The sequence below is a fragment of the Bradyrhizobium sp. USDA3516 genome (assembly GCF_057651995.1).
In genome coordinates this window covers 408,122-428,713 of sequence record NZ_JBYGYN010000002.1, presented here as the reverse complement: position 1 = coordinate 428,713, position 20,592 = coordinate 408,122, and the positions used below count along the sequence as shown (strand labels likewise).

General features: G+C 65.7%; 26 protein-coding genes. 17 read left to right on the top strand and 9 right to left on the bottom strand.

Annotation, left to right across the window (positions count from 1 at the left end):
- Window positions 1-77 precede the first annotated feature (77 nt).
- From AC24YW_RS07940 to AC24YW_RS07925, 4 genes are all read left to right on the top strand, one after another.
- Window positions 78-323, top strand: a complete 246-nt coding sequence (locus tag AC24YW_RS07940; RefSeq protein WP_015688794.1) for an acyl carrier protein — start codon at window positions 78-80, stop codon at window positions 321-323.
- Window positions 310-1,692 (top strand): class I adenylate-forming enzyme family protein, encoded by a 1,383-nt coding sequence (locus AC24YW_RS07935; protein WP_487482199.1) that lies wholly within the window; start codon window positions 310-312, stop codon window positions 1,690-1,692. Before AC24YW_RS07940 ends, AC24YW_RS07935 begins: the two co-directional genes overlap by 14 nt.
- Window positions 1,685-2,407 carry an SDR family NAD(P)-dependent oxidoreductase gene (locus tag AC24YW_RS07930; protein WP_487482198.1) on the top strand — a complete coding sequence of 241 codons (723 nt, stop codon included), beginning with the start codon at window positions 1,685-1,687 and terminating at the stop codon, window positions 2,405-2,407. The genes AC24YW_RS07935 and AC24YW_RS07930 overlap by 8 nt, the downstream gene beginning before the upstream one ends.
- Before the next feature lie 126 nt (window positions 2,408-2,533).
- The gene (locus AC24YW_RS07925) at window positions 2,534-2,743 is read left to right on the top strand and encodes a hypothetical protein (RefSeq protein ID WP_487482197.1); all 210 of its coding nucleotides are present in this window, start codon (window positions 2,534-2,536) and stop codon (window positions 2,741-2,743) included.
- 4 nt (window positions 2,744-2,747) lie between these two features.
- Here AC24YW_RS07925 and AC24YW_RS07920 read toward each other — a convergent pair whose 3' ends face one another.
- Window positions 2,748-3,131, bottom strand: coding sequence for a hypothetical protein (locus tag AC24YW_RS07920; protein WP_487482591.1), 384 nt, complete (start codon window positions 3,129-3,131; stop codon window positions 2,748-2,750).
- Between the two features lie 213 nt (window positions 3,132-3,344).
- On the opposite strand from AC24YW_RS07920, the gene AC24YW_RS07915 reads away from it, so the two are divergent.
- Window positions 3,345-4,490 carry a DUF3095 domain-containing protein gene (locus AC24YW_RS07915; protein WP_487482196.1) on the top strand — a complete coding sequence of 382 codons (1,146 nt, stop codon included), beginning with the start codon at window positions 3,345-3,347 and terminating at the stop codon, window positions 4,488-4,490.
- Window positions 4,491-4,642: 152 nt separating this feature from the next.
- On the opposite strand, the gene AC24YW_RS07910 is transcribed toward AC24YW_RS07915, so the two are convergent.
- The 3 genes from AC24YW_RS07910 to AC24YW_RS07900 form a co-directional block, all read right to left on the bottom strand.
- Window positions 4,643-5,077 (bottom strand): DUF2147 domain-containing protein, encoded by a 435-nt coding sequence (locus AC24YW_RS07910; protein ID WP_487482195.1) that lies wholly within the window; start codon window positions 5,075-5,077, stop codon window positions 4,643-4,645.
- Window positions 5,078-5,186: 109 nt separating this feature from the next.
- A complete protein-coding gene (locus tag AC24YW_RS07905; RefSeq protein ID WP_487482194.1) occupies window positions 5,187-6,572 on the bottom strand; it encodes an MATE family efflux transporter in 1,386 nt (461 codons plus the stop codon).
- Window positions 6,573-6,654: 82 nt separating this feature from the next.
- Window positions 6,655-7,182, bottom strand: a complete 528-nt coding sequence (locus AC24YW_RS07900) for a GNAT family N-acetyltransferase (RefSeq protein WP_487482193.1) — start codon at window positions 7,180-7,182, stop codon at window positions 6,655-6,657.
- Between the two features lie 245 nt (window positions 7,183-7,427).
- Here AC24YW_RS07900 and AC24YW_RS07895 point away from each other — a divergent pair, with 245 nt between their 5' ends.
- The 11 genes from AC24YW_RS07895 to AC24YW_RS07845 all read left to right on the top strand — a co-directional run bounded on the left by AC24YW_RS07895 (window position 7,428) and on the right by AC24YW_RS07845 (window position 15,568).
- Window positions 7,428-8,024, top strand: a complete 597-nt coding sequence (locus AC24YW_RS07895) for a superoxide dismutase (RefSeq protein ID WP_061846478.1) — start codon at window positions 7,428-7,430, stop codon at window positions 8,022-8,024.
- Between the two features lie 261 nt (window positions 8,025-8,285).
- On the top strand, window positions 8,286-8,897 hold the full coding sequence (locus AC24YW_RS07890; RefSeq protein ID WP_487482192.1) for a permease: 612 nt from the start codon (window positions 8,286-8,288) through the stop codon (window positions 8,895-8,897).
- Window positions 8,894-9,394 (top strand): hypothetical protein, encoded by a 501-nt coding sequence (locus AC24YW_RS07885; protein ID WP_487482191.1) that lies wholly within the window; start codon window positions 8,894-8,896, stop codon window positions 9,392-9,394. Before AC24YW_RS07890 ends, AC24YW_RS07885 begins: the two co-directional genes overlap by 4 nt.
- Before the next feature lie 132 nt (window positions 9,395-9,526).
- Window positions 9,527-9,757, top strand: coding sequence for a hypothetical protein (locus tag AC24YW_RS07880; RefSeq protein WP_487482190.1), 231 nt, complete (start codon window positions 9,527-9,529; stop codon window positions 9,755-9,757).
- 2 nt (window positions 9,758-9,759) lie between these two features.
- Complete coding sequence (locus tag AC24YW_RS07875) at window positions 9,760-10,515, top strand: metal ABC transporter ATP-binding protein (protein ID WP_487482189.1); 756 nt, start codon at window positions 9,760-9,762, stop codon at window positions 10,513-10,515.
- A 6-nt stretch (window positions 10,516-10,521) separates the two neighbouring features.
- Window positions 10,522-11,391 carry a metal ABC transporter permease gene (locus tag AC24YW_RS07870; protein ID WP_487482188.1) on the top strand — a complete coding sequence of 290 codons (870 nt, stop codon included), beginning with the start codon at window positions 10,522-10,524 and terminating at the stop codon, window positions 11,389-11,391.
- Window positions 11,392-11,393: 2 nt separating this feature from the next.
- On the top strand, window positions 11,394-12,257 hold the full coding sequence (locus tag AC24YW_RS07865) for a metal ABC transporter solute-binding protein, Zn/Mn family (protein ID WP_487482590.1): 864 nt from the start codon (window positions 11,394-11,396) through the stop codon (window positions 12,255-12,257).
- A 56-nt stretch (window positions 12,258-12,313) separates the two neighbouring features.
- Window positions 12,314-13,363 carry a CobW family GTP-binding protein gene (locus tag AC24YW_RS07860; RefSeq protein ID WP_487482187.1) on the top strand — a complete coding sequence of 350 codons (1,050 nt, stop codon included), beginning with the start codon at window positions 12,314-12,316 and terminating at the stop codon, window positions 13,361-13,363.
- Complete coding sequence (locus AC24YW_RS07855) at window positions 13,363-14,382, top strand: WD40 repeat domain-containing protein (protein ID WP_487482186.1); 1,020 nt, start codon at window positions 13,363-13,365, stop codon at window positions 14,380-14,382. Before AC24YW_RS07860 ends, AC24YW_RS07855 begins: the two co-directional genes overlap by 1 nt.
- 30 nt (window positions 14,383-14,412) lie before the next feature.
- Window positions 14,413-15,129 (top strand): MgtC/SapB family protein, encoded by a 717-nt coding sequence (locus AC24YW_RS07850; RefSeq protein ID WP_487482185.1) that lies wholly within the window; start codon window positions 14,413-14,415, stop codon window positions 15,127-15,129.
- Between the two features lie 100 nt (window positions 15,130-15,229).
- A complete protein-coding gene (locus tag AC24YW_RS07845) occupies window positions 15,230-15,568 on the top strand; it encodes a hypothetical protein (protein WP_487482184.1) in 339 nt (112 codons plus the stop codon).
- A 122-nt stretch (window positions 15,569-15,690) separates the two neighbouring features.
- On the opposite strand, the gene AC24YW_RS07840 is transcribed toward AC24YW_RS07845, so the two are convergent.
- The 4 genes from AC24YW_RS07840 to AC24YW_RS07825 all read right to left on the bottom strand — a co-directional run bounded on the left by AC24YW_RS07840 (window position 15,691) and on the right by AC24YW_RS07825 (window position 19,607).
- Window positions 15,691-17,133: a homospermidine synthase gene (locus AC24YW_RS07840; RefSeq protein WP_487482183.1), complete on the bottom strand. Its 1,443-nt coding sequence runs from the start codon at window positions 17,131-17,133 to the stop codon at window positions 15,691-15,693.
- Between the two features lie 78 nt (window positions 17,134-17,211).
- Window positions 17,212-17,601, bottom strand: a complete 390-nt coding sequence (locus AC24YW_RS07835) for a RidA family protein (protein ID WP_487482182.1) — start codon at window positions 17,599-17,601, stop codon at window positions 17,212-17,214.
- A 146-nt stretch (window positions 17,602-17,747) separates the two neighbouring features.
- A complete protein-coding gene (locus tag AC24YW_RS07830) occupies window positions 17,748-18,335 on the bottom strand; it encodes a GNAT family N-acetyltransferase (RefSeq protein WP_487482181.1) in 588 nt (195 codons plus the stop codon).
- Between the two features lie 129 nt (window positions 18,336-18,464).
- The gene (locus tag AC24YW_RS07825; protein ID WP_487482180.1) at window positions 18,465-19,607 is read right to left on the bottom strand and encodes a type III PLP-dependent enzyme; all 1,143 of its coding nucleotides are present in this window, start codon (window positions 19,605-19,607) and stop codon (window positions 18,465-18,467) included.
- Between AC24YW_RS07825 and AC24YW_RS07820 the strand changes: the two genes are divergently transcribed.
- Window positions 19,606-19,794 carry a hypothetical protein gene (locus AC24YW_RS07820; protein WP_487482179.1) on the top strand — a complete coding sequence of 63 codons (189 nt, stop codon included), beginning with the start codon at window positions 19,606-19,608 and terminating at the stop codon, window positions 19,792-19,794. The two genes, AC24YW_RS07825 and AC24YW_RS07820, sit on opposite strands and share 2 nt — an antisense overlap.
- A gap of 487 nt (window positions 19,795-20,281) precedes the next feature.
- On the opposite strand, the gene AC24YW_RS07815 is transcribed toward AC24YW_RS07820, so the two are convergent.
- The gene (locus tag AC24YW_RS07815; RefSeq protein ID WP_035997726.1) at window positions 20,282-20,536 is read right to left on the bottom strand and encodes a hypothetical protein; all 255 of its coding nucleotides are present in this window, start codon (window positions 20,534-20,536) and stop codon (window positions 20,282-20,284) included.
- Between the last annotated feature and the right edge of the window lie 56 nt (window positions 20,537-20,592).

The window sequence follows — 20,592 nt, the reverse complement described above, 5'->3', positions numbered from 1 at the left end:
GGTAAACAGACCGCCATGGGGAGGCGGTCATCAAGAGCCGCCGCAACAAATAGATCGATAACAAAAGCGAGCCAGCCATGTCGGTAAGGTCAAAGGTCATTGAAGCGATCCAGCAGATCGCCAAGGAGCAGCACGTCACGCTTCCCGCCCTCTCGGACGATCTGTCCCTGCACGAGACGGGCTTCGACTCGCTCGCCTTCGCAATCCTGGTCGCCCGCCTCGAGGACGAGACCGGCGTCGATCCCTTCACCATTTCCGAGGACGCCGCGTTCCCCGCCACTGTGGGCGATTTCGTGCGGGCCTACGAAAATGTCCCCGCGTGAGATCTTCGCGCTTCGCGACCATCTCGGCGCGGAGCTGAAGGGCCGCACCATTTCCGATGCGCATGATGTCGTGTCGCTGACGGGCATCCTGTCGCACACTGTTCTGGGCGGCCGGCTGCACGAGCTGTCCGGCCGCGCCGTGCTGCTTAAGGTGTCGGACCAGCTCCGGTCCGGCCTTGCCATGATCGAGCTCGACGGCATCGCCCGTCGCATGCTGCTGTGTCCGCCCGATCTCAACCCGGCGCATCTCGACACCTTGATCGCGGATGCCGGGATCGATGCCGTCGTGACCGACGAGCCCGACCGCTGGGCGGCGTCCGGCGTGCGGCTGGTCGTCACCGCGCAATTGCCGCTTCAAGCCACAGCGCCCGCCAGGACCGAGCGCGGCACCGAATGGCTGATGCTCACGTCGGGCACCTCGGGCGTGCCAAAGATCGCCGGCCATACGCTGGAAGCGCTGACCGGGGCGATCGTCGCCGAAGGCCCATCGCGCGGACCTGCGCCGGTCTGGGCGACCTTCTACGACATCCGCCGCTATGGCGGCCTGCAAATCTTTCTCCGCGCCATCCTCTCCGGCGGCTCGTTGGTGCTGTCCGATCCCCATGAGGCGCTCGCCGATCACGTCGCGCGGCTGAAGGCGCGCGGTGTCTCGCATATCTCCGGCACGCCCTCGCACTGGCGCAAGCTCCTGATGAGCGGCTCGGCCGCGCAGTTCGCCCCGGCTTACGTCCGTCTCTCCGGCGAGATCGCCGACCAGGCCGTGCTCGACGGCCTGAAGGCGGCATTCCCCAATGCGTCCGTCGGCCATGCCTATGCCTCGACCGAGGCCGGCGTCGGCTTCGCCGTCAATGACGGGCTGGAAGGCTTTCCGGCCGACTATCTCGGCAACCGCAACGGCGTCGAGATGAAGGTCGTCGACGGCTCGCTGCGCATCCGCTCGACGCGCACGGCCCACGCCTATGTCGGCCGCAACGCCTCCGCGCTCACCGACGACGACGGCTTTGTCGACAGCGGCGACATCGTCGAGCTGCGCGGCAACCGCTATTATTTCGTCGGCCGTCGCGGCGGCATCATCAACATCGGCGGGCTGAAGGTCCACCCCGAGGAGATCGAGGCGGTGATCAACCGCCATCCGGACGTGCGGATGGCGCGCGCGAAGTCGCGCAAGAGCCCGATTACCGGCGGCATCGTCGTCGCGGACGTGATCCTCGCCGAGGGCACCGATCCGGCGCGCGCGAAAGAGATCCGCGACCAGATCCTGGATCTGTGCCGTGCCCAGCTCGCATCCCACAAGGTGCCGGCGGTGCTCCGTTTCGTCGAGACGCTCGACGTCACCCCGGCCGGAAAACTGGCGCGCACCGATGCATAACGTCCTCGTCACCGGCGGCAGCCGCGGCATCGGGCTTGCGATCGGCAAGCGTCTTGCCGCTGCCGGCTTCAACGTCATCGCTGCGGCGCGGCGCGAAAGCGACGAGCTCAAGGCGGCCATCGCTGCCACCGACGGGCGCCTGCATTTCCGCGCCTGCGATCTTGCCGTGATCGATGCAATCCCGGCTTTCGCAAAGCTCGTGCGCGACGAATTCGGCCCGATCTACGGCCTCGTCAACAATGCCGGTCTCGGCACCGAAGGCCTGCTCGCCACCATGCACAATTCCGAGATCGAGGCGCTGGTGCAGCTCAATGTGCTGTCGCCGATCATCCTCACCAAATATGTGGCTCGGCAAATGATGGCCGATGGCGCCGGCCGCATCATCAACATCTCCTCGATCATCGCCACGACGGGCTATAACGGTCTATCCGTCTATGGCGCGACCAAGGCGGCCGCGACCGGTTTCACCCGCTCGCTGGCCCGTGAGGTCGGCAAGCTCGGCATTACGGTGAATGCGATCGCGCCCGGCTTCATCGACACCGAGCTGACACACAATCTCTCCGAGGAAGGCCGCAAGCGCATTGCCGGCCGCAGCGCCCTGCGCCGGCTACCGGAGACGGACGACGTCGCGCGCATGGTTGAATACCTTCTGGGCGACGGCGGCCGCAACGTCACCGGCACCGTGTTCACCATCGACGCCGGGAATACGGCGTAGGCGGAACCCGGCTTGCCGCAATTGCGTTGATCGGGCGCAATGACAGCCAGCCGGATTGGTCCTAAGATGCCCCGCAACCGATTGAGTTACGACAATCGATCTGCCCTAATTGAAGGGGAGCACTCGATGGCCATTTCAAGCATGACCGCCTCGAGTCGGAACGTCACGGAGTCCGTGCGCGTGCAGCCGGACGAGGTTCGCTGCCCGCCGATGTCGCATCAGAATTCCGGCGATCACGGCCACGAGGCGTATCCGCAGCAGTTCGTTCGTTTGATCGGCTGCCACGACGTCCCTGCATCCCGGCTGCGCAAGCGCCAGGACGAGAAGCTGCATTAGCTATTTACGGCCCGTGCTTCGGCAGGTCGATTCGTTCATGTGAAAATTCCGGCGGCCCTTCGGTGAGACGGCGGATGCGGCGCTCGCGCTCGTCTGGCGGTAATGCAGGATCGAGCAGTGACTCGATTTCATGCACTGCGATCTCTTCGATCCTGGTGGCATCCGATGCGACCGGCTGCGTCGGTGCAGAGACCGGCAGCGCCATCTTCAAACCCAGCTCGATCAGCTTGCAGATCGCATCGGAGCGGGTCAGGCGGTGAGCTTCAGCCCAGGCATCGACGGCCTCCGTCAATCGTTCCGGCATCTTCACCGCGCTGATCGGGTCGAGGCCCGTGCGCCGGCGGACCGGAGAGGCGGAGTCCTTGCTGCTGAAGTTGGACACCTCGATTTTCCTATGCAACCTCTTGGAGCCGCCCGACGATAGCCGCTCTCCCCCGACGGTCGTTTGATGCCGATCAATGATCACGCCGCGGCATTGCAAGTCGGTCGCATCTTGTTGTCCGGGCCGGTTTCGGCCAATGATCGAAAGGGGGCGCGAGCCAGCGAACCCGGATCGATCCTGCCACGTATTTTGTTTCGTAGTCCAACCTCCGGCATCCCGATGAGCTCAGGCCAGTCCTTCTATGGCGGCATTCCCGTCTTCCGAGGCTTCACCAGCCTGATGGATCCTGCGCTCTATGCGCCGCTGCCGGACGACTGGAGCATCGGTGTTGCCGATATCGTCGATTCCACCAAGGCGATCGCGGCGCAGCGCTACAAGGCGGTGAACATGGCCGGCGCCGCCGTGATCGCGGCGGTGACCAATGCGCTGGAGGGGCGGGAATTTCCCTTCGTGTTCGGCGGCGACGGCGCCAGCTTCGCGGTGGCGCCCGACGATCTCGCGCTTGCCCGCCAGGCGCTGGCTGCGACCGCGACCTGGGTGCGCGAAGACCTCGATCTGACCATGCGCGTCGCCTTGGTGCCGGTCAGCGTCATTCGCGCACACGGCCTCGACGTGCGCGTCGCCCGGTTCGGGCCGTCGGCCAACCTGTCCTATGCGATGTTTTCGGGCGGCGGGCTCGCCTGGGCCGACGCCGCGATGAAGCGCGGCGAGTTTGCGGTCGAGGAGGCGCCCGCCGGCACGCAGCCGGATCTCTCGGGCCTGTCGTGTCGTTTCGAGGTGATGCCGGCGGCGCGCGGCCTGATCCTGTCGGTGTTGGTGATGCCGGCGCGCGGCGTCGATCCGCCGGCCTTCCGCAAGGTGATCGAGGACATCATCCATCTCGTCGAGCGCAGCCCGGACGGCGGCCGCCCGGTGCCGCCGCAGGGGCCGCCGCTGAAATGGCCGCCGCAGGGCGTGGAATTCGAGGCCCGCACCAGGCGCGGGGGTTCGCTGCTCGCGCGCAGGGCCAGCGTGCTGGCCTATACGCTGTTCGCCTATCTCATCATGCGCTTCGACATCAAGATCGGCGGTTTCGTGCCCAGTCGCTACAAGCGCCAGGTGGTCGAGAACTCGGACTTCCGCAAATATGACGACGGCCTGCGCATGATCCTGGACTGCACGCCGCAGCTCGAGCGCGCGTTGAGCGATCGTCTCAAAGCCGCCGCGCGCGAGGGCATCGTGCGCTACGGCCTCTACCAGCAGGATGCTGCGATGATGACCTGCTTCGCGCCGTCGGCGGTGCGCAGCGATCACGTCCATTTCATCGACGGCGCGCGCGGCGGCTATGCCTCGGCCGCGACGGCGTTGAAGGCGATGATGTCGTGACAGGTTCTCGTGCCCCGGACGCAGCGCTGCACTAGTGATGCGCTGCTGAGCCGGGCCCAGATCTCGGCGTCGTATGGTGTTGCTGTCTGGGTCCCGGCTCTGCGCAGCGTCACTGCGTGCCGCAGCGCGTCCGGGACACGAAAGTCAGAAGCTTACCGCCCCGCGCGCGTCCAGGTCTCGCCGCCGCAGAGCGCGCCGACGCAGCCTTCGACCCGCAGCGCGTCCGCGCCGGTCAGGCTGACGTTGCTCGCATAGGTGCTGCCGTCGTCGGCATTGTAGATCTGGCCCGACCATCTGTTCGGTCCGGCCGGCTCCATGCCGCTGAACAACGGCAGGCCGATCATCGGACGCCTGGCGAGGGCTGGATTGGGATTCTTGCTGTCGGTGGCGGGCTGGCCGGTCGCGCTGTCCATGGGCTCGCGCAGCCAGACGATGTGGCCGCAGATGCCGCCGCCGCACTTGCTGATCTTGACGCGCGCATCGCCCGCCTGGGTGAGCCAGGTCCCTTCGGCGCTCTGCGCATAGGCGGAAGGCGCGCCGATCAGCGCAGCCAGAATGACGGTGAGAGCGGCGAATCTGAATGTCATGGAGAGGAGCCCTAGAATGGAGGCGTCTCCATAGCAGCAAATCGATCGCGTGCAACGCTCGATGGAATCACATTTCCGAGCTTAGCTGTCCGCGCTTATTTACCTGTGATCATTTGCCCCAGCGCGCGAAAGCGACCGAGGCGGCGGTCGAGAGCCCGAACACGACCATGGCGCCGCCGACCAGCGCGAACAGGGTCCAAGCCGGAGCCTGCGCGGTCATTAGTCCGATGCCGCCGATCGCGACGATCAGAAGCCGTGCCGTGGAGGCGAGCACGGGACCGCCGACGCGTGCGGCGCCTTGCGAGGAGAAGTAAAGCGACACGCCCATACCGAAGAACACGAAGGCCGGACCTGCCCAGTGGAAATAGCTGTGCGCGGCGGCGGTGACGCCGGGATCGCGCGTGAAGAGCCCCACCCACAGCGACGGCGCGAGTGCAACAATGAGGCCGATCAGCCCCACCGTGAGTCCTGAGGCCGCGGCCGCCGTCCAGGCCACGCGCCGCGCGCGCTTCACATGTCCGGCGCCGATCGCCATGCCAACCATCGGCACCGAGGCGATGCCGAAGGCGAAGGTGATCGGGATCAGCAGAAATTCCAGCCGCGAGCCGATGCCGTAGCCGGCCAGCATCTCGGTGCCGAAGGTCGCGAGGATCTTGGTGAAGATCAGAATGGTGAGCACGGTCTGCAGCGGCGACAGGCAGGCGACCGCGCCCACTTTAAGAATGTCGAGGAACATCGCGCGCTCGAAATGGAAGGCGCGGAGATCGAGCGGCAGCCGGCTGCGGCCGGACAGGAGATACCAGAGCAAGAACAGCGCGGCGCAACTGAACGCGATCAGTTGGCCGCTCGCCACGCCCGGCATGTCGAATTGCGGCACGCCGAACAGGCCGAGCCCCAGCGTGCCGCCGAGCACGATCTGCAGCACGCTCGCCCCGATCAGAATCATCGAAGGCAGGCGCATGTCGCCGGTACCGCGGATCACCGAGGCCAGCGTGTTGACGAGCCAGATCGCGACCGCGCCGGAGAACAGCACCTGCGAATAGCCGCTGGCCTCCTCGAGCACGCGCTCGCGTCCGCCGAGCAGCGCGAAGAAGGAGCGGCCGAAGGCAAGCATCATCACCGTGAAGAGCAGCCCGCCGCAAAGGCCGATGATGGCGGCATGCAGCGCCAGCGTCGCGGCGCGGTCGCGATCCCCAGCGCCCAGCGCGCGGCTGATCGCAGAGGAGACGCCGCCGCCCATCGCGCCGGCGCTCATCATCTGCGTCAGCATCGCGAACGGAAACACCAGCGCGATCGCGGCGAGCGGGATGGTGCCGAGCCGGCCAATATAGGAGGTCTCGGCCACCGCGACCAGCGTGCTGCCGACCATCGCGATCATGTTGGGGATCGCGAGCCGCAGCAGCGTCGGCAGGATCGGCGCGGTCAGGAGGCTGGTGATGGGGGAGGCGACCGGCGCAACCGGCGGGACGGCATCTAAAGGGGCGTCGATCGACATGTTCACCGGGCGGAAAATCAAATGATGATCGACATACTATAAGAGAATGAGGCGGCCGGCGCAGCCCTGGCTCACGCAGGGCTCACCACGGCAGGCCGCATAGGTCGATGGTGCCCAGCGTCGGCGCGCGCACGATGTGGAAGACATAGGGCGCCATGTAGGTGAACCGGATCCGCCCCTCCGGCTGCTCGCAATAGACCTCGCCTTTGAACGGCAGCCAGCTCCGGGCCTCGTAGAACGCGAAATTGTGCGGCTCGCAGAACAGTAGGGCGAACCGAACCGCCTCGTTGGCGCGCATGGTATGCACCGCCGCGTCGATCGCCACGGTCGCATAGCCATTGCCGCGCTGGTCCTCGCGCGTGGAGACGCCGCCGATGCCGCCGATATGAACCTTCTGTCCATTCCAGGTGACGGTGCGGAAGTAGATGCCGACATGGCAGACGAGACCATCCTCGGGCGTCTCGACCAGCACACGGAGATCGGCATTGGCCCATTTGACATGAGCCCAGGGCTTGCCTGCGACCAATTGCGGTGCCCAGACCGCCTGAAGTAGCGGCTCGGCCATCGGCCACGAGGCGTCGCCATTCAATATGTCGATCTCGATGCTCATGGCGTCGTCCTCCCATAGCTCCGCGTCGTGGCGCGTTTGTTCTGTCTTAAGCGCCTCAAAGGCAATGATATTTTACGGCGAACCGCAGGTCTGATCGACGCGGCCGGTTGCGGGGAATTTGTGCATTCAGGCAGGACGCGCCAAGTCACGCCTTTTCGCAAATTCTGAGGTATTTAATGGCGGCGGAACCTTCTATAAGGGGTGACCGTTAGAACTCGTTCCCCACCAGTTGCGGACAAGAAGCCATGACCTTTACGCTGCCCCCACTTCCTTACGCCTATGACGCCCTCGGCCAGTACATGTCGAAGGAGACGCTGGAATATCACCACGACAAGCATCATCAGGCCTACGTCACCAACGGCAACAACGCGCTCAAGGGGACCGAATGGGAAGGCAAGTCCCTTGAAGAGATCGTCAAGGGCTCGTTCGGCAAGAACCCCGCGGTGTTCAACAACGCCGGCCAGCACTATAACCACATCCACTTCTGGAGCTGGATGAAGCCCAATGGCGGTGGCACCAAGCTGCCGGGCAAGCTCGAGAAGAAGATCAACGAGGACCTCGGCGGCTTCGACAAGTTCAAGACCGACTTCCAGGCGGCCGGCGTCGGCCAGTTCGGCTCCGGCTGGTGCTGGCTCCAGGTCAAGAACGGCAAGCTCGAGATCTCCAAGACCCCGAACGGCGAGAATCCGCTGGTGCACGGCGCCACCCCGATTCTCGGCTGCGACGTCTGGGAGCACTCCTACTACATCGACTATCGCAATCGCCGTCCCGACTATCTCAAGGCGTTCGTCGAGAACCTCGTGAACTGGGAATACGTGGAGTCCCTGTTCGAGAAGGCGTGACGATGTCATTCCGGGGCGCGCGAAGCGCGAGCCCGGAATCCATTTGTCCGCTCGGGTTGACGCCTGATGGATTCCGGGCTCGGCGCTGACGCGCTGCCCCGGAATGACGAATTCGAAAAGGCGGTCGCACCAAGCGGCCGCCTTTTTGCTGTGCGGAATTGCCCTGCGCGGCGCGCGCATGGGTCTGTCGTCACACCGTTTGCATCGGGGGAACACCGCCCTTAATCAGGACGGGCATCACCCGTCGAGCGACCCAGCCCGTTGTCAGAACCTTCCCCGAACCATCCGGCGCCCGGCGGCGACGCGGACTCCGAGCCGCGGCCGGGCCGGGTCCGCAAGCCGATCGGCTGGTCGACCATCATCATCGCAGCTCTGGTGGCGCTGAGTGCGGCACTGGTCTGGCGGCGGGACGGCACTGACGGTGTTCTGGACATCCTCACCCACGATCTCTCGCTGTTCTCGGGTATCCTGCCGCGCGTGCTCGCCGGCTGCCTGTTAGGGGCCTTCATCTCGGAAATCCTGCCGCACGAAAAAGTCTCGCGCTCGCTCGGGCCGAAATCCGGCCTGATGGGCCTGCTGATCGGCACGGCGTTCGGCGCAATTCTGCCCGGCGGTCCCTTCACCGCCTATCCGGTGGCGAGCGCGCTGCTCGCGGTCGGCGCCGATTTCGGTGCCACCATCGCCATGGTCGTGAGCTGGACGCTGATCGGCTATGGCCGGGCGGTCGCCTGGGAAATCCCGATCATGGGCACCGATTTCACGCTGTGGCGGATCGTGATCTCGCTGCCGCTGCCGGTGCTCGCCGGCGCCCTCGGCCGCTTCGTCTATGTCAGGCTCTATCCGAAGCCGCTCGCGAAGGACGACGAGAATTGAGCTCAGCGCTCCTGATCGACATCCTGTTGTGGGGCTCGGTGCTCGGCGTCGGGCTGATCGCCTTCCGTCGTGGGCGCCCGGTGTTCGTGGCTTCCTTGCGCGAAGGCACGATGGATTTCGTCAACATCGTGCCGCGGATTGCGCTTGGCGTGATCGGCTCCGGCTACATCGCCGCCATCATCCCGCAAGAGGTGATCACCGGCTGGCTCGGCCCGGATAGCGGCTGGCTCGGGGTTGCCACCGCCGTGGTCGCCGGCGCGGCCACGCCCGGGGGGCCCGTGGTCGGCTTCTCCATCGGCGCGGTGGCGCTGAAGTCGGGCGGCGGGGTGCCGCAGGTGGTCGCCTATGTCGTCGCCTGGGCGCTGTTCGCGTTCCAGCGGGTGATCCTGTGGGAGATCCCCTTCATGCCGGCCCGCTTCGTCTGGTTCCGCTGCGCCGTCTCGGTGCCGTTTCCGTTCGTGGCGGCGGCCATCGCCATGGTGATCGGCAAGCCCTGAAGGGCCGTCATTCCGGGGCGGCGAAGCCGAACCCGGAATCTCGAGATTCCGGGTTCGATTCTGCGCATCGCCCCGGAATGACGTTAGCCCACGGCCGTGGACAGGCGTAATGTTATAATATAACGTCCCTAAATGGCTCCCGCCGCGTCCCACGCCCACCAACACGACCATGGCCACTCCCACGGCCAAGGGCATTCGCACGGGCACGATCACGCCCATGGCCATGTCCACGATGGGGCCTCGCCGCATCCGGCCCAGGCCGCGCCCTGGTCGATCCTACGCATGACCGTTGCGGGCCGCCTCGCGGCCGCGTTCGCGGTCTGTGCCGTGCTGTGGGGAATCGTCTTGCTGGCGATGAGGTGACGATGGCGGCGCTGCATTTCCACAATCTCACGCTCGGCTATGACCGGCACCCCGCCGTGCATCATCTCAGCGGCGAGGTCGCGCCGGGCGCGCTGGTCGCGGTGATCGGCCCGAACGGCGCCGGCAAGTCGACCCTGTTGCGCGGTATCGTCGGCATCCTGAGGCCGCTCGACGGGACGATCCATCTCGGCGGGCTTGACGCCCGCGACATCGCTTACCTGCCGCAGAGCGCGGAGATCGACCGCAGCTTCCCGATCTCGGTGTTCGATTTCGTCGGCACCGGGCTGTGGCGTGGCACGGGCCTGTTCGGCGGTATCGGCAAGGCCGCGCGCGACAAGATTCTCCGCGCGATCGGAGCCGTGGGCCTCAATGGTTTCGAGAACCGCCCGATCGGCACGCTCTCCGGCGGCCAGATGCAGCGCGTGCTGTTCGCCCGGGTGCTGCTTCAGGACGCGAAGCTGATCGTGCTCGACGAGCCCTTCAACGCCATCGACAGCAAGACCACCACCGATCTGCTCGCGCTGGTGAGGCGCTGGCACGGCGAGGGCCGCACCGTGCTGGCCGCGCTGCACGACATGGAGATGGTGCGCAATCATTTCACCGAAACGCTGGTGCTGGCGCGCGGACCGGTCGCGTGGGGACCGACGGCGGAGGTGCTGACGCCGGAAAATCTGCTGGTCGCGATGCGGATGTGCGAAGCCTTCGACGACAGCGCGGCGGCCTGTGCGGCCGATGATATCAGCTCGCGGGCGGCCTGATATCCGATGCTTTATGACGCGCTGATCGGTCCGTTCACCGAATTCGAATTCATGCGGCGGGCGCTCGCCGCGGTGATCGCATTGGCGCTGGCCGGCGCGCCGATCGGCGTGTTCCTGATGCTGCGGCGGATGAGCCTCGTCGGTGACGCCATGGCGCATGCGATCCTGCCTGGCGCCGCCGTCGGTTTCCTGCTCTCTGGCCTCAATCTATTCGCGATGACCGCTGGCGGCCTGATCGCCGGCTTTGCCGTCGCGATCCTCGCTGGCGTCGTCGCACGCTCGACCGGGCTGAAGGAAGACGCCTCGCTCGCCACCTTCTATCTCGCTTCGCTTGCCCTCGGCGTCACCATCGTCTCGATCAAGGGCACCAACATCGATCTCCTGCACGTGCTGTTCGGCAACATCCTCGCAATGGACGATCAGACCCTGCTGGTGGTCGCCTTCAACGCCACGGTGACGCTGCTGGTGCTCGCGGTGATCTACCGCCCGCTGGTGATCGAGAGCGTCGATCCCCTGTTCCTGCGCACCGTGAGCCGCGCCGGCGGCCCCGCCCATCTCGCCTTCCTCGCGCTAGTCGTCATCAACCTCGTCAACGGCTTTCAGGCGCTGGGCACGCTGCTGGCGGTGGGCCTGATGATCCTGCCTGCGGGCATCGCAAGGTTCTGGTCGCGCGATCTCACCGCGATGATCTGCATCGCCGTCATCGCTGCCGCAGTGTCGGGGTATGCAGGCCTCGTGCTGTCATTCCAGACCCGCGTGCCATCCGGCCCCGCGATCATCCTGGTGGCGACGGTGCTCTACATCGCCTCCGTCCTGTTCGGCCGCGTCGGCGGCATCGTCCGGCAGCTGTTTCCGGGCCGGCATCTGGAAGCATGACCATGCGGCTCATCCTGGTCTTTGCATTGTTGCTGATCGCCTCGCCGCTGCGGGCCGCGGAGCGGCTCGACGTCGTCGCGAGCTTCTCGATCCTCGGCGATTTCGTCCGCAATGTCGGTGGTGACCGCATCAACTTGACGACGCTGGTCGGCCCCGACGGCGACGTCCACGTCTATACGCCGGCCCCTAGCGATGCGAAGCGGGTCGCGGCGGCGAAGCTCGTCATCGTCAACGGGCTCGGGCTGGAGGGCTGGCTGCCGCGCCTCGTGCAATCCGCAGGGAGCAAGGCCAAGGTGATCACCGCGACCGCCGGCATCGCGCCGCTGAAGCTGGGCGCGGCCGCTGATCCCCACGCCTGGCAGTCCATCCCGAACGCCAGGATCTACGTCACCGACATTGCGAGCGCGCTCGCCGCGGCCGCTCCTGACGATGCGGAGTTCTTCCGCGCCCAGTCCAAGGCCTATCTGGAAAAGCTCGAAACGCTGGACCGCGAGGTCCGCGACGCCGTCGCAAAAATCCCGCCGGAGCGGCGCAAGGTGATCTCCACCCACGATGCCTTCGGCTATTTTTCCGCCGAGTACGGTATCCGGTTCATCGCACCCCTGGGCGTCTCCACGGAAACCGAGCCGAGCGCGCGCGATATCGCCGCCATCATCGGCCAGATCAAGGCCGCGAGGATCCCGGCCGTGTTCCTTGAAAATATCAGCGACGATCGCCTGATCCGGCGGATCGCCGCCGAGACCGGCGCCAGGGTCGGTGGCACCCTGGTTTCGGACGGTTTGACCGGCGAAAAGGGCCCTGCACCCACTTACATTGACATGGTCAGGCACAATATAAAGGCCCTGACCAGCGCGCTTGACCATTAGGGCAGGGGCCACCCCGCCTCGCGTCGCGCGAAAAAGCCTTGAAGTCCGGAGTTGTTATGTCTGACGCGACCTCCCAGAAGATTCCCGTGACCGTGCTGACCGGCTATCTCGGCGCCGGCAAGACCACGCTGCTCAACCGCATCCTGTCGGAGAACCACGGCAAGAAATACGCCGTCATCGTCAACGAATTCGGCGAGATCGGCATCGACAACGACCTCATCATCGGCGCCGATGAGGAAGTGTTCGAGATGAACAACGGCTGCATCTGCTGCACCGTGCGCGGCGACCTCGTCCGCATCATGGACGGCCTGATGAAGCGCAAGGGCAAGTTCGACGCCATCATCGTCGAGACCACCGGTCTTGCCGATCCCGCGCCGGTCGCGCAGACCTTCTTCGTCGACGAGGACGTGCAGAAAAACGCCCGGCTCGATGCGGTCGTGACGGTCGCCGACGCCAAATGGCTGTCCGACCGTTTGAAGGATGCACCCGAGGCCAAGAACCAGATCGCCTTTGCCGACGTCATCGTTCTGAACAAGACCGACCTCGTCAACAAGGGCGAGCTCGCCGAGGTCGAGGCCCGTATCCGCGGCATCAATCCTTATGCGAAGCTGCATCGCACCGAGCGCTGCGCAGTGGCGCTGGCCGACGTGCTCGACCGCGGAGCGTTCGATCTCGACCGTATCCTCGACATCGAGCCGGCTTTCCTGGAGGCCGACGATCATGACCACGACCATGATCATCACCATCATCACGGCCACGACCATCATCACCATGATCACGGCCACGGCCTGAAGCACTATCACGACGAGGAGATGCAGTCGCTCTCGCTCAAGACCGACAAGCCGCTCGATCCCAACGTGTTCATGCCCTGGCTGCAGAACCTGGTGCAGGTCGAGGGCGGCAAGATCCTGCGCTCCAAGGGCATCCTCGCCTTCCACGACGACGACGACCGCTACGTCTTCCAGGGCGTCCACATGATGCTGGAGGGCAACCACCAGCGGAAGTGGAAGGAGGGCGAGCCGCGCGAGAGCCGCCTTGTCTTCATCGGTCGCGAATTGCCCGAAGAGGCGATCCGCAAGGGCTTCGAGAGCTGCATCGTCTCGTGATGAAAGAGTTTACGCCGGCGCCCGAGTCCGCTTCGATCGCTTCCGTCACCGACCGCGTCAAGCCTGTTGCGCTCGGCATGGCCGTGACCGCGGTGCATTTCCTCAAGGAGCGCGCCGCCTTCGTCGGCGGCGAGGAGAACGTCGCGTTCGTTGATGCCAAGTGCGAGATCACCATGGTCGCCGTGCATAGCGGCGGCATTCTCTCGACCGCCTCAGACGGCAAGCGCCTCGTCATGGGCGGCGACGACGGCAAGGTCGTCTCGCTCGATGCCAAGGGCGAGGTGACGCTGCTCGCCACCGATCCCAAGCGGCGCTGGATCGATGCGGTGGCGTTGCACGCCGACGGCGCCTTCGCCTGGTCCGCCGGCAAGACCGCGACCGTCAAGAGCGGCAAGGCCGAGGAGAAGTCGCTCGACGTGCCCTCGACCGTCGGCGGTCTCGCCTTCGCGCCGAAGGGCCTGCGGCTCGCGATCGCGCATTACAACGGCGTGACGCTGTGGTTTCCCAACATGGCGGGATCGTCCGAATTCCTGCCCTGGGCCGGCTCGCATCACGCGGTCACCTTCAGCCCCGATAACAAATTTCTGGTCACCGCGATGCACGAGCCAGCGCTGCACGGCTGGCGGCTCGCCGACAACAGGCACATGCGCATGACCGGCTATCCCGGCCGCGTCCGCTCGATGTCGTGGAGCGCGGGCGGCAAGGGGCTGGCGACCTCGGGCGCCGACACGGTGATCATCTGGCCGTTCGGAAGCAAGGATGGTCCGATGGGCAAGGAGCCCGCGATGCTCGCCCCGCTGCAGGCGCGCGTCTCCGCGGTCGCCTGTCATCCCAAGAACGACATCCTCGCCGCCGGTTACAGCGATGGTACGGTGCTGATGGTCCGGCTGGAGGATGGCGCGGAGATCCTGGTCCGCCGCAACGGCACGCCGCCCGTGGCCGCGCTCGCCTGGAACGCCAAAGGCACGCTGCTGGCTTTTGCCGACGAAAATGGGGACGGCGGTCTGCTTGAGCTTTAATCTGTCATGGTTCCCGCCGTATAGGGAACCATGCGATTTCTGACGACCTTCCAGCTTGCCGACTTTGGCGACACCCTGGTCAGCCTGATCACGGCCTTCGTGCTGGGCACGCTGATCGGTGCCGAACGGCAATACCGCCAGCGCACCGCGGGGCTGCGCACCAACGTGCTGGTCGCAGTGGGCGCCGCCGCCTTCGTCGATCTTGCCATGCATCTGGACGGTGCCGAGGGTGCGGTCCGCGTGATCGCCTATGTCGTCTCCGGCATCGGCTTTCTCGGCGCCGGCGTCATCATGAAGCAGGGCATGGACGTGCGCGGGCTCAACACCGCGGCGACGCTGTGGGCCTCGGCTGCCGTCGGCTCCTGCGCCGGCGGCGACATGGTCGCGCAGGCGGTCGCGCTGACCGTGTTCGTCATCGCCGGCAATACCATGCTGCGCCCGCTGGTCAACGCCATCAACCGCATCCCGCTGAACGAGAAGGCGCTGGAGGCGACCTACTATTTCAAGCTCGCGGTTGCGGCCGACGCTCTTCCGGATATGCGCGACCGGCTCGTCGAGAAGCTCGAGGCGGCGAAATATTCGGTGGCCGACATTGAGGTCGCCGAGATCAGCGAAGGCATTCTGGAGATCGCTGCCAGGCTGGTTGCGACCGCGGTCGACCCGAACGAGCTGAACGCGGTGGCGACCGATCTGCAGCATCTGCCGGGCGTGCGGCATGCGACCTGGGAAGTCAGCACGACGGAGTAGCGCGGCGTTTTGGCGCGTGCCGGTGGGTTCCGCGCGTTCGCGGTTCCGGAACCGGCGCGCCCCAGTTTCGTTGATCCCGTAGACAAAGGCGGTGATCGACATGCCCGGCCGAGATGACAAGCGTAGACTGAAGCTCAACCTGACCATCGCTGGTGCACTGTTCGCAGCCGGCTTTGCGGTTTCGGTGATGTCGCTGGCGCAAATCCGCGCCGAAAGCCGCATGCAGCTGGCGCAGGCGACGCCCCCGCTCCAGGGCACACCGTCCGATGAACAGAGCAAGGTGCCTGCGGAGGCGAAGCCCGGCGGTGATCGCCCCACCACGCCGGCCCCCGAGCCGGCACGGCCGGATCCGCAGACTCAGGGCGCGGCTGGTGCGGCCAAACCGGCGCTGCCGCCGGCCCCGGCCGAGAAGATCGCGCCGCCGATCAAGGAGAAGTAGGTCTCTTCGTCATTCCGGGGCGCGCGAAGCGCGAACCCGGAATCCATTGATCTGCAGAGGCTGCCGCCCGATGGGGCTCGCGCCAAGTGGCGGGCCCCGGAATGACGGGCGGAGAGAGCCCCTCACCGCACCAGAATATTCCGGAACTGCCAGGGATCGCTGCTGTCGATATCCTCCGGGAACAGTCCCGGACGATCCGTCAGCGGCGTCCAGTCGGTATAAAAGCCCTTCACCGGGCCGAGATAGGGCAGCTGAATTTCGAGCAGGCGCTCGAAGTCCATCTCGTCGGCTTCGACGATGCCCTCGTTCGGATTCTCCAGCGCCCACACCATGCCGCCGAGCACGGCGGAGGTCACCTGCAGGGCGGTGGCGTTCTGGTAGGGCGCGAGCTCACGGGTCTCTTCGATGGAGAGCTGCGAACCGAACCAGTACGCATTCTTGTCGTGGCCGAACAGCAGCACGCCGAGCTCGTCGATGCCGTCGACGATCTCGTCCTCTTCAAGAATGTGGTGCTTCTCCTGCATCTTGCCGGCGCGGCCGAACAGCTCGTGCAGCGATAGCACCGCGTCGTCGGCCGGATGATAGGCGTAATGGCAGGTCGGCCGATAGATGGCGTTGCCCGAGGCGTCGCGCACCGTGAAGTAATCGGCGATCGAGATCGACTCGTTGTGGGTGACGAGGAAGCCATATTGCGCGCCGCGGGTCGGGCACCAGGTGCGCACGCGCGTATTGGCGCCGGGCTGCATCAGATAGATCGCGGCGCCGCAGCCGGCCTCATGGGTGTGCGCATTCTCCGGCATCCATTTCTCATGGGTGCCCCAGCCGAGCTCGGATGGCTGCATGCCTTCCGACAGGAAGCCTTCCACCGACCAGGTGTTGACGAAGACGTCGGGCTCCTTCGGCCTCTTCGAGCGCTGGGTGTCGCGCTCGGCGATGTGGATGCCCTTGATGCCGGCCTGCCGCATCAAATCCGCCCATTCGCCCTTGGTCTTCGGCCTGGGGGCGTTGAGCTTGAGATCGGCGGCGACATTGAGCAGCGCCTGCTTGACGAAGAAGGAGACCATGCCGGGATTGGCGCCGCAGCAGGAGACGGCCGTGGTCGAGCCCTTGGGCCGCGCCTTCTTGGCCGCCAGCGTCACCTCGCGCAGCGCATAGTTGGAGCGCGCTTCCGGACCCTTAGAGGAATCGAAATAGAAGCCGAGCCAGGGCTCGTTGACGGTGTCGATGTAGAGCGCGCCGAGCTCGTTGCAGAGCTCCATGATGTCGGTCGAGCCGGTATCGACCGAGAGATTGACGCAGAAGCCCTGGCCGCCGCCCTCGGTGAGCAGCGGGGTCAGCACCTCGCGGTAATTGTCCTTGGTCAGGCCCTTCTGGATGAAGCGGACATTGTGCTTCTCGCAAAGCGCCTTGCGGCCCTCGTCCTTGGGATCGAGCACGGTGATGCGCGACTTGTCGTAGTCGAGATGCCGCTCGATCAAGGGCAGCGTGCCCTTGCCGATGGAGCCGAAGCCGACCATGACGATGGGGCCGGTGATCTTCGCGTAGATCTGCGAGGGAGGGCTCATGGGATGGATTCTCCGGAAAGTGCTGGCAGTGAGGAATGGACCAGATGCTGCGGCGCCTATCAGATGCTGCGGCGCTTTTTAGACGCCGCGGCGCTTGGCGGTGACTTCGATCTCGACCTTCATCTCGGGCTTGGCGAGGGCCGAGACGACCAGCAAGGTCGCCGCCGGCCTGATGTCGCCGAGGACCTCGCCGCAGACGGCGAAATGGGCATCGATGGTGCTGGCGTCGGTCACGTAATAGGTCGCACGGACGATATCGGCCATCTCGAATCCGCCCTCCTTCAGGGCGGCGGCGATGGTCTTGAAGCAGTTGCGTGACTGGCTCGTGACATCGTCCGGCATCGTCATCGTGGTGTAGTCATAGCCGGTGGTTCCCGCGACGAAGGCGAACTCGCCGTCGATGACGGCACGGCTGTAGCCGACGGTCTTCTCGAGCGGGGAGCCGGTGGAGATCAGGCGACGGGACATGGTCGTGGGCCTCGACTGAAGGGGGTGTTTCGCGGGGTTAAAGGGCGTTTCGGCGGCGTGCGCAACCCCAAAGGACGGGCCTTGCGCAGGCGCGGCCGGGCGTTGCCGCTCGATGCGGCTTCGGTCGTCGCTACGCCAGCGATCCCTCAGGCCGCGTGGGCCTCAAGCGCGCGAACCGACCTCCGTTTGAGCAGGGCCGCGCCGGTCGGGACGATCATCCCGGCGGCGCCATCGAGCGCGCCCTTGGTGAACTCGATCGCCAGCAGCCTGTCGCGCTCGAACGGACCCGGCAGCGACAGCTCGGCGGTCTTCTCAGTCGAGAAGCCGAAGCGGGCGTAATAGGGGGCATCGCCGAGCAGGATCACGGCGTCATGCCCGCGCGCCCGGGCGGCGGCCAGCGCTTGATGCATCAGCGCGGCGCCGATCCCGAGCTCGCGGCAGGCAGGGTCGACCGCCAGCGGTCCGAGGACCAGAGCGGGCCTGCCTCCGGCGCTGACATGCCACAGCCGCACGGTTCCCACGAGTTTGCCCTCGCGCATCGCCGACAGGGCGAGGCCTGTCGCGGGCGAGCGTCCGTCACGCAGGCGCTGGCAGGTGCGGCCGTGGCGGGTCTCGCCAAAGCAGGCATCGAGCAGCGCTTCACGCGTCGCGACGTCGGTAGCACGTTCCGCGCGGATCACGAACGGAGCGGCTTTCGAGGTGAGGGCAGCTTGCGGCTTCCGAGGAGCAGTCATGGCACGTCAGTCCCCGCTTGAACCGGCGTGCGCGAAGCACGCCTGTCCAAGACGTCGTCAGATCGAAATGTCAGGGAGGAGCCGGCGGACCGGCTCCCGGGTTCGTCAGGCCTCAGACCAAGAGGCGGATCAGATGTGATACGTCCGCAGCGGCGGGATGCCGTTGAACGCCACCGACGAGTAGGTCGATGTATACGCCCCGGTGCCTTCGATCAGAACCTTGTCGCCGATCTCGAGCGTGACCGGAAGCGGATACGGGTTCTTCTCGTACAGCACGTCGGCGCTGTCGCAGGTGGGCCCAGCGAGCACGCACGGGGTCATGTCCGCGCCGTCGTGACGGGTGCGGATGGCGTAGCGGATCGACTCGTCCATCGTCTCGGCGAGACCGCCGAACTTGCCGATGTCGAGGTAAACCCAGCGCACCTCGTCCTCGTCGCTCTTCTTCGAGATCAGCACGACCTCGGATTCGATGATGCCGGCGTTGCCCACCATGCCGCGGCCCGGCTCGATGATGGTCTCCGGGATCTGGTTGCCGAAGTGCTTGCGCAGCGCGCGGAAGATCGAGCGGCCGTAGGTCACCACCGGCGGCACGTCCTTCAGGTACTTGGTCGGGAAGCCGCCGCCCATGTTGACCATGGACAGGTTGATGCCGCGCTCGGCGCAGTCGCGGAACACCTGCGAGGCCATCGCCAGCGCACGGTCCCACGCCTTCACCTTGCGCTGCTGCGAGCCGACATGGAAGGAGATGCCGCACGGTTCCAGGCCCAGGCGCTTGGCGAGGTCGAGCACCTCGACCGCCATTTCCGGGTCGCAGCCGAACTTGCGCGACAGCGGCCACTCGGCGCCGGCGCAGTCATAGAGGATGCGGCAGAACACCTTCGCACCGGGGGCGGCGCGGGCGACCTTCTCCACCTCGGCGGCGCAATCGACCGCGAACAGGCGAATGCCGAGCGCGAAGGCACGTGCGATGTCGCGCTCCTTCTTGATCGTGTTGCCGAAGGAGATGCGGTCGGGCGTCGCACCCGCGGCCAGCGCCATCTCGATCTCGGCGACCGTGGCGGTGTCGAAGCAGGAGCCCATGGAGGCGAGCAGCGCCAGCACTTCCGGCGCCGGGTTTGCCTTGACGGCATAGAACACGCGGCTGTCGGGCAGCGCCTTGGCGAAGCTCTGGTAATTGTCGCGCACGACTTCGAGGTCGACGACGAGGCACGGCTCGGTGTCGAGGCCTTCGTTGCGGCGGTTGCGCAGGAATTCCTGGATACGTTCGGTCATGGCACTCTCCAACGGTCCCAGCGACGGGAGCCGTATCAACATGACGTCTGATGAGAGTGCTTCGGCCGCATCGCGCGATGGAGGCGCGCTGAAGCCAAAAACCTCAAACCAGACTGTGCTGCCGTGGATTGGTTGGGAGAGTTTCCCGCCCGCTCACCTGGCAATGAAGGACAAGCCTTTTCAGTAGCCCGCGCCGGCGTTGGACTGCCGGTAGAGACCAAAAAAGCCCGATCCGTCGTTGCTTTAAGTCGCGTCCCCCGTTGAGAGCGGGGTGCGCCGGTTCGCCTCCGGCTGCCAGTCACGGTTGCAAAGAGCGAAGTCACCTTCGACATGGCATCCCTTTGAGAGAGATGCTGGGCGCTCCGGGTTTGCTTCGGTCGCTCGACTTTTCAGTCTCGACCTCCGCACTTCCGAAGAGCCCCTCGGCTTCTTCGCCCCTTGGCGGCTGTCCGGCCTCTTGTCCGGATACCTACCGACTGACACACGACCACAGGCACGTGCGAAATTGGGCAAGTCCGCACATAAGTGTTTTGACTCGGCTTCGCAAGAATTTTTTTAGGCTGCGGACAGAATTGCCTAACATCTGCTTGCGCAGTGTGGCGCGAGCGACGCGGAAGATGAACGCGCGTTAAGTTTTCGCTGGCCGTGCGCGTGCTGCCGGCGCGTAAGAAGCGTCAGCCGCGCTTGGTGAAGGGCTCGATGCGCTGAGCGCCGCGGATGAAGGCGGTCATGACGAGCACGCCGAGTGCGAACAGCACGGCCTGCAGGATATGGGCGCCCTGGTCGCCGAGCCCGAACAGGATCGCGAGCGCCCAGCCGCCGGCAAAGGCCGCGCCGAACACCTCCGCGCCGATCAGGATGGCGGCGCTGATGACGGTGATGACGCTGGACCAGACGATCTGGCGGGACGATGAAGAGGGCGCGTTCATGGGTTCAGGAGATCCTGGCTTCGAGGGCCGCAATCTCCCCGAAAAGGCGGCCGGGA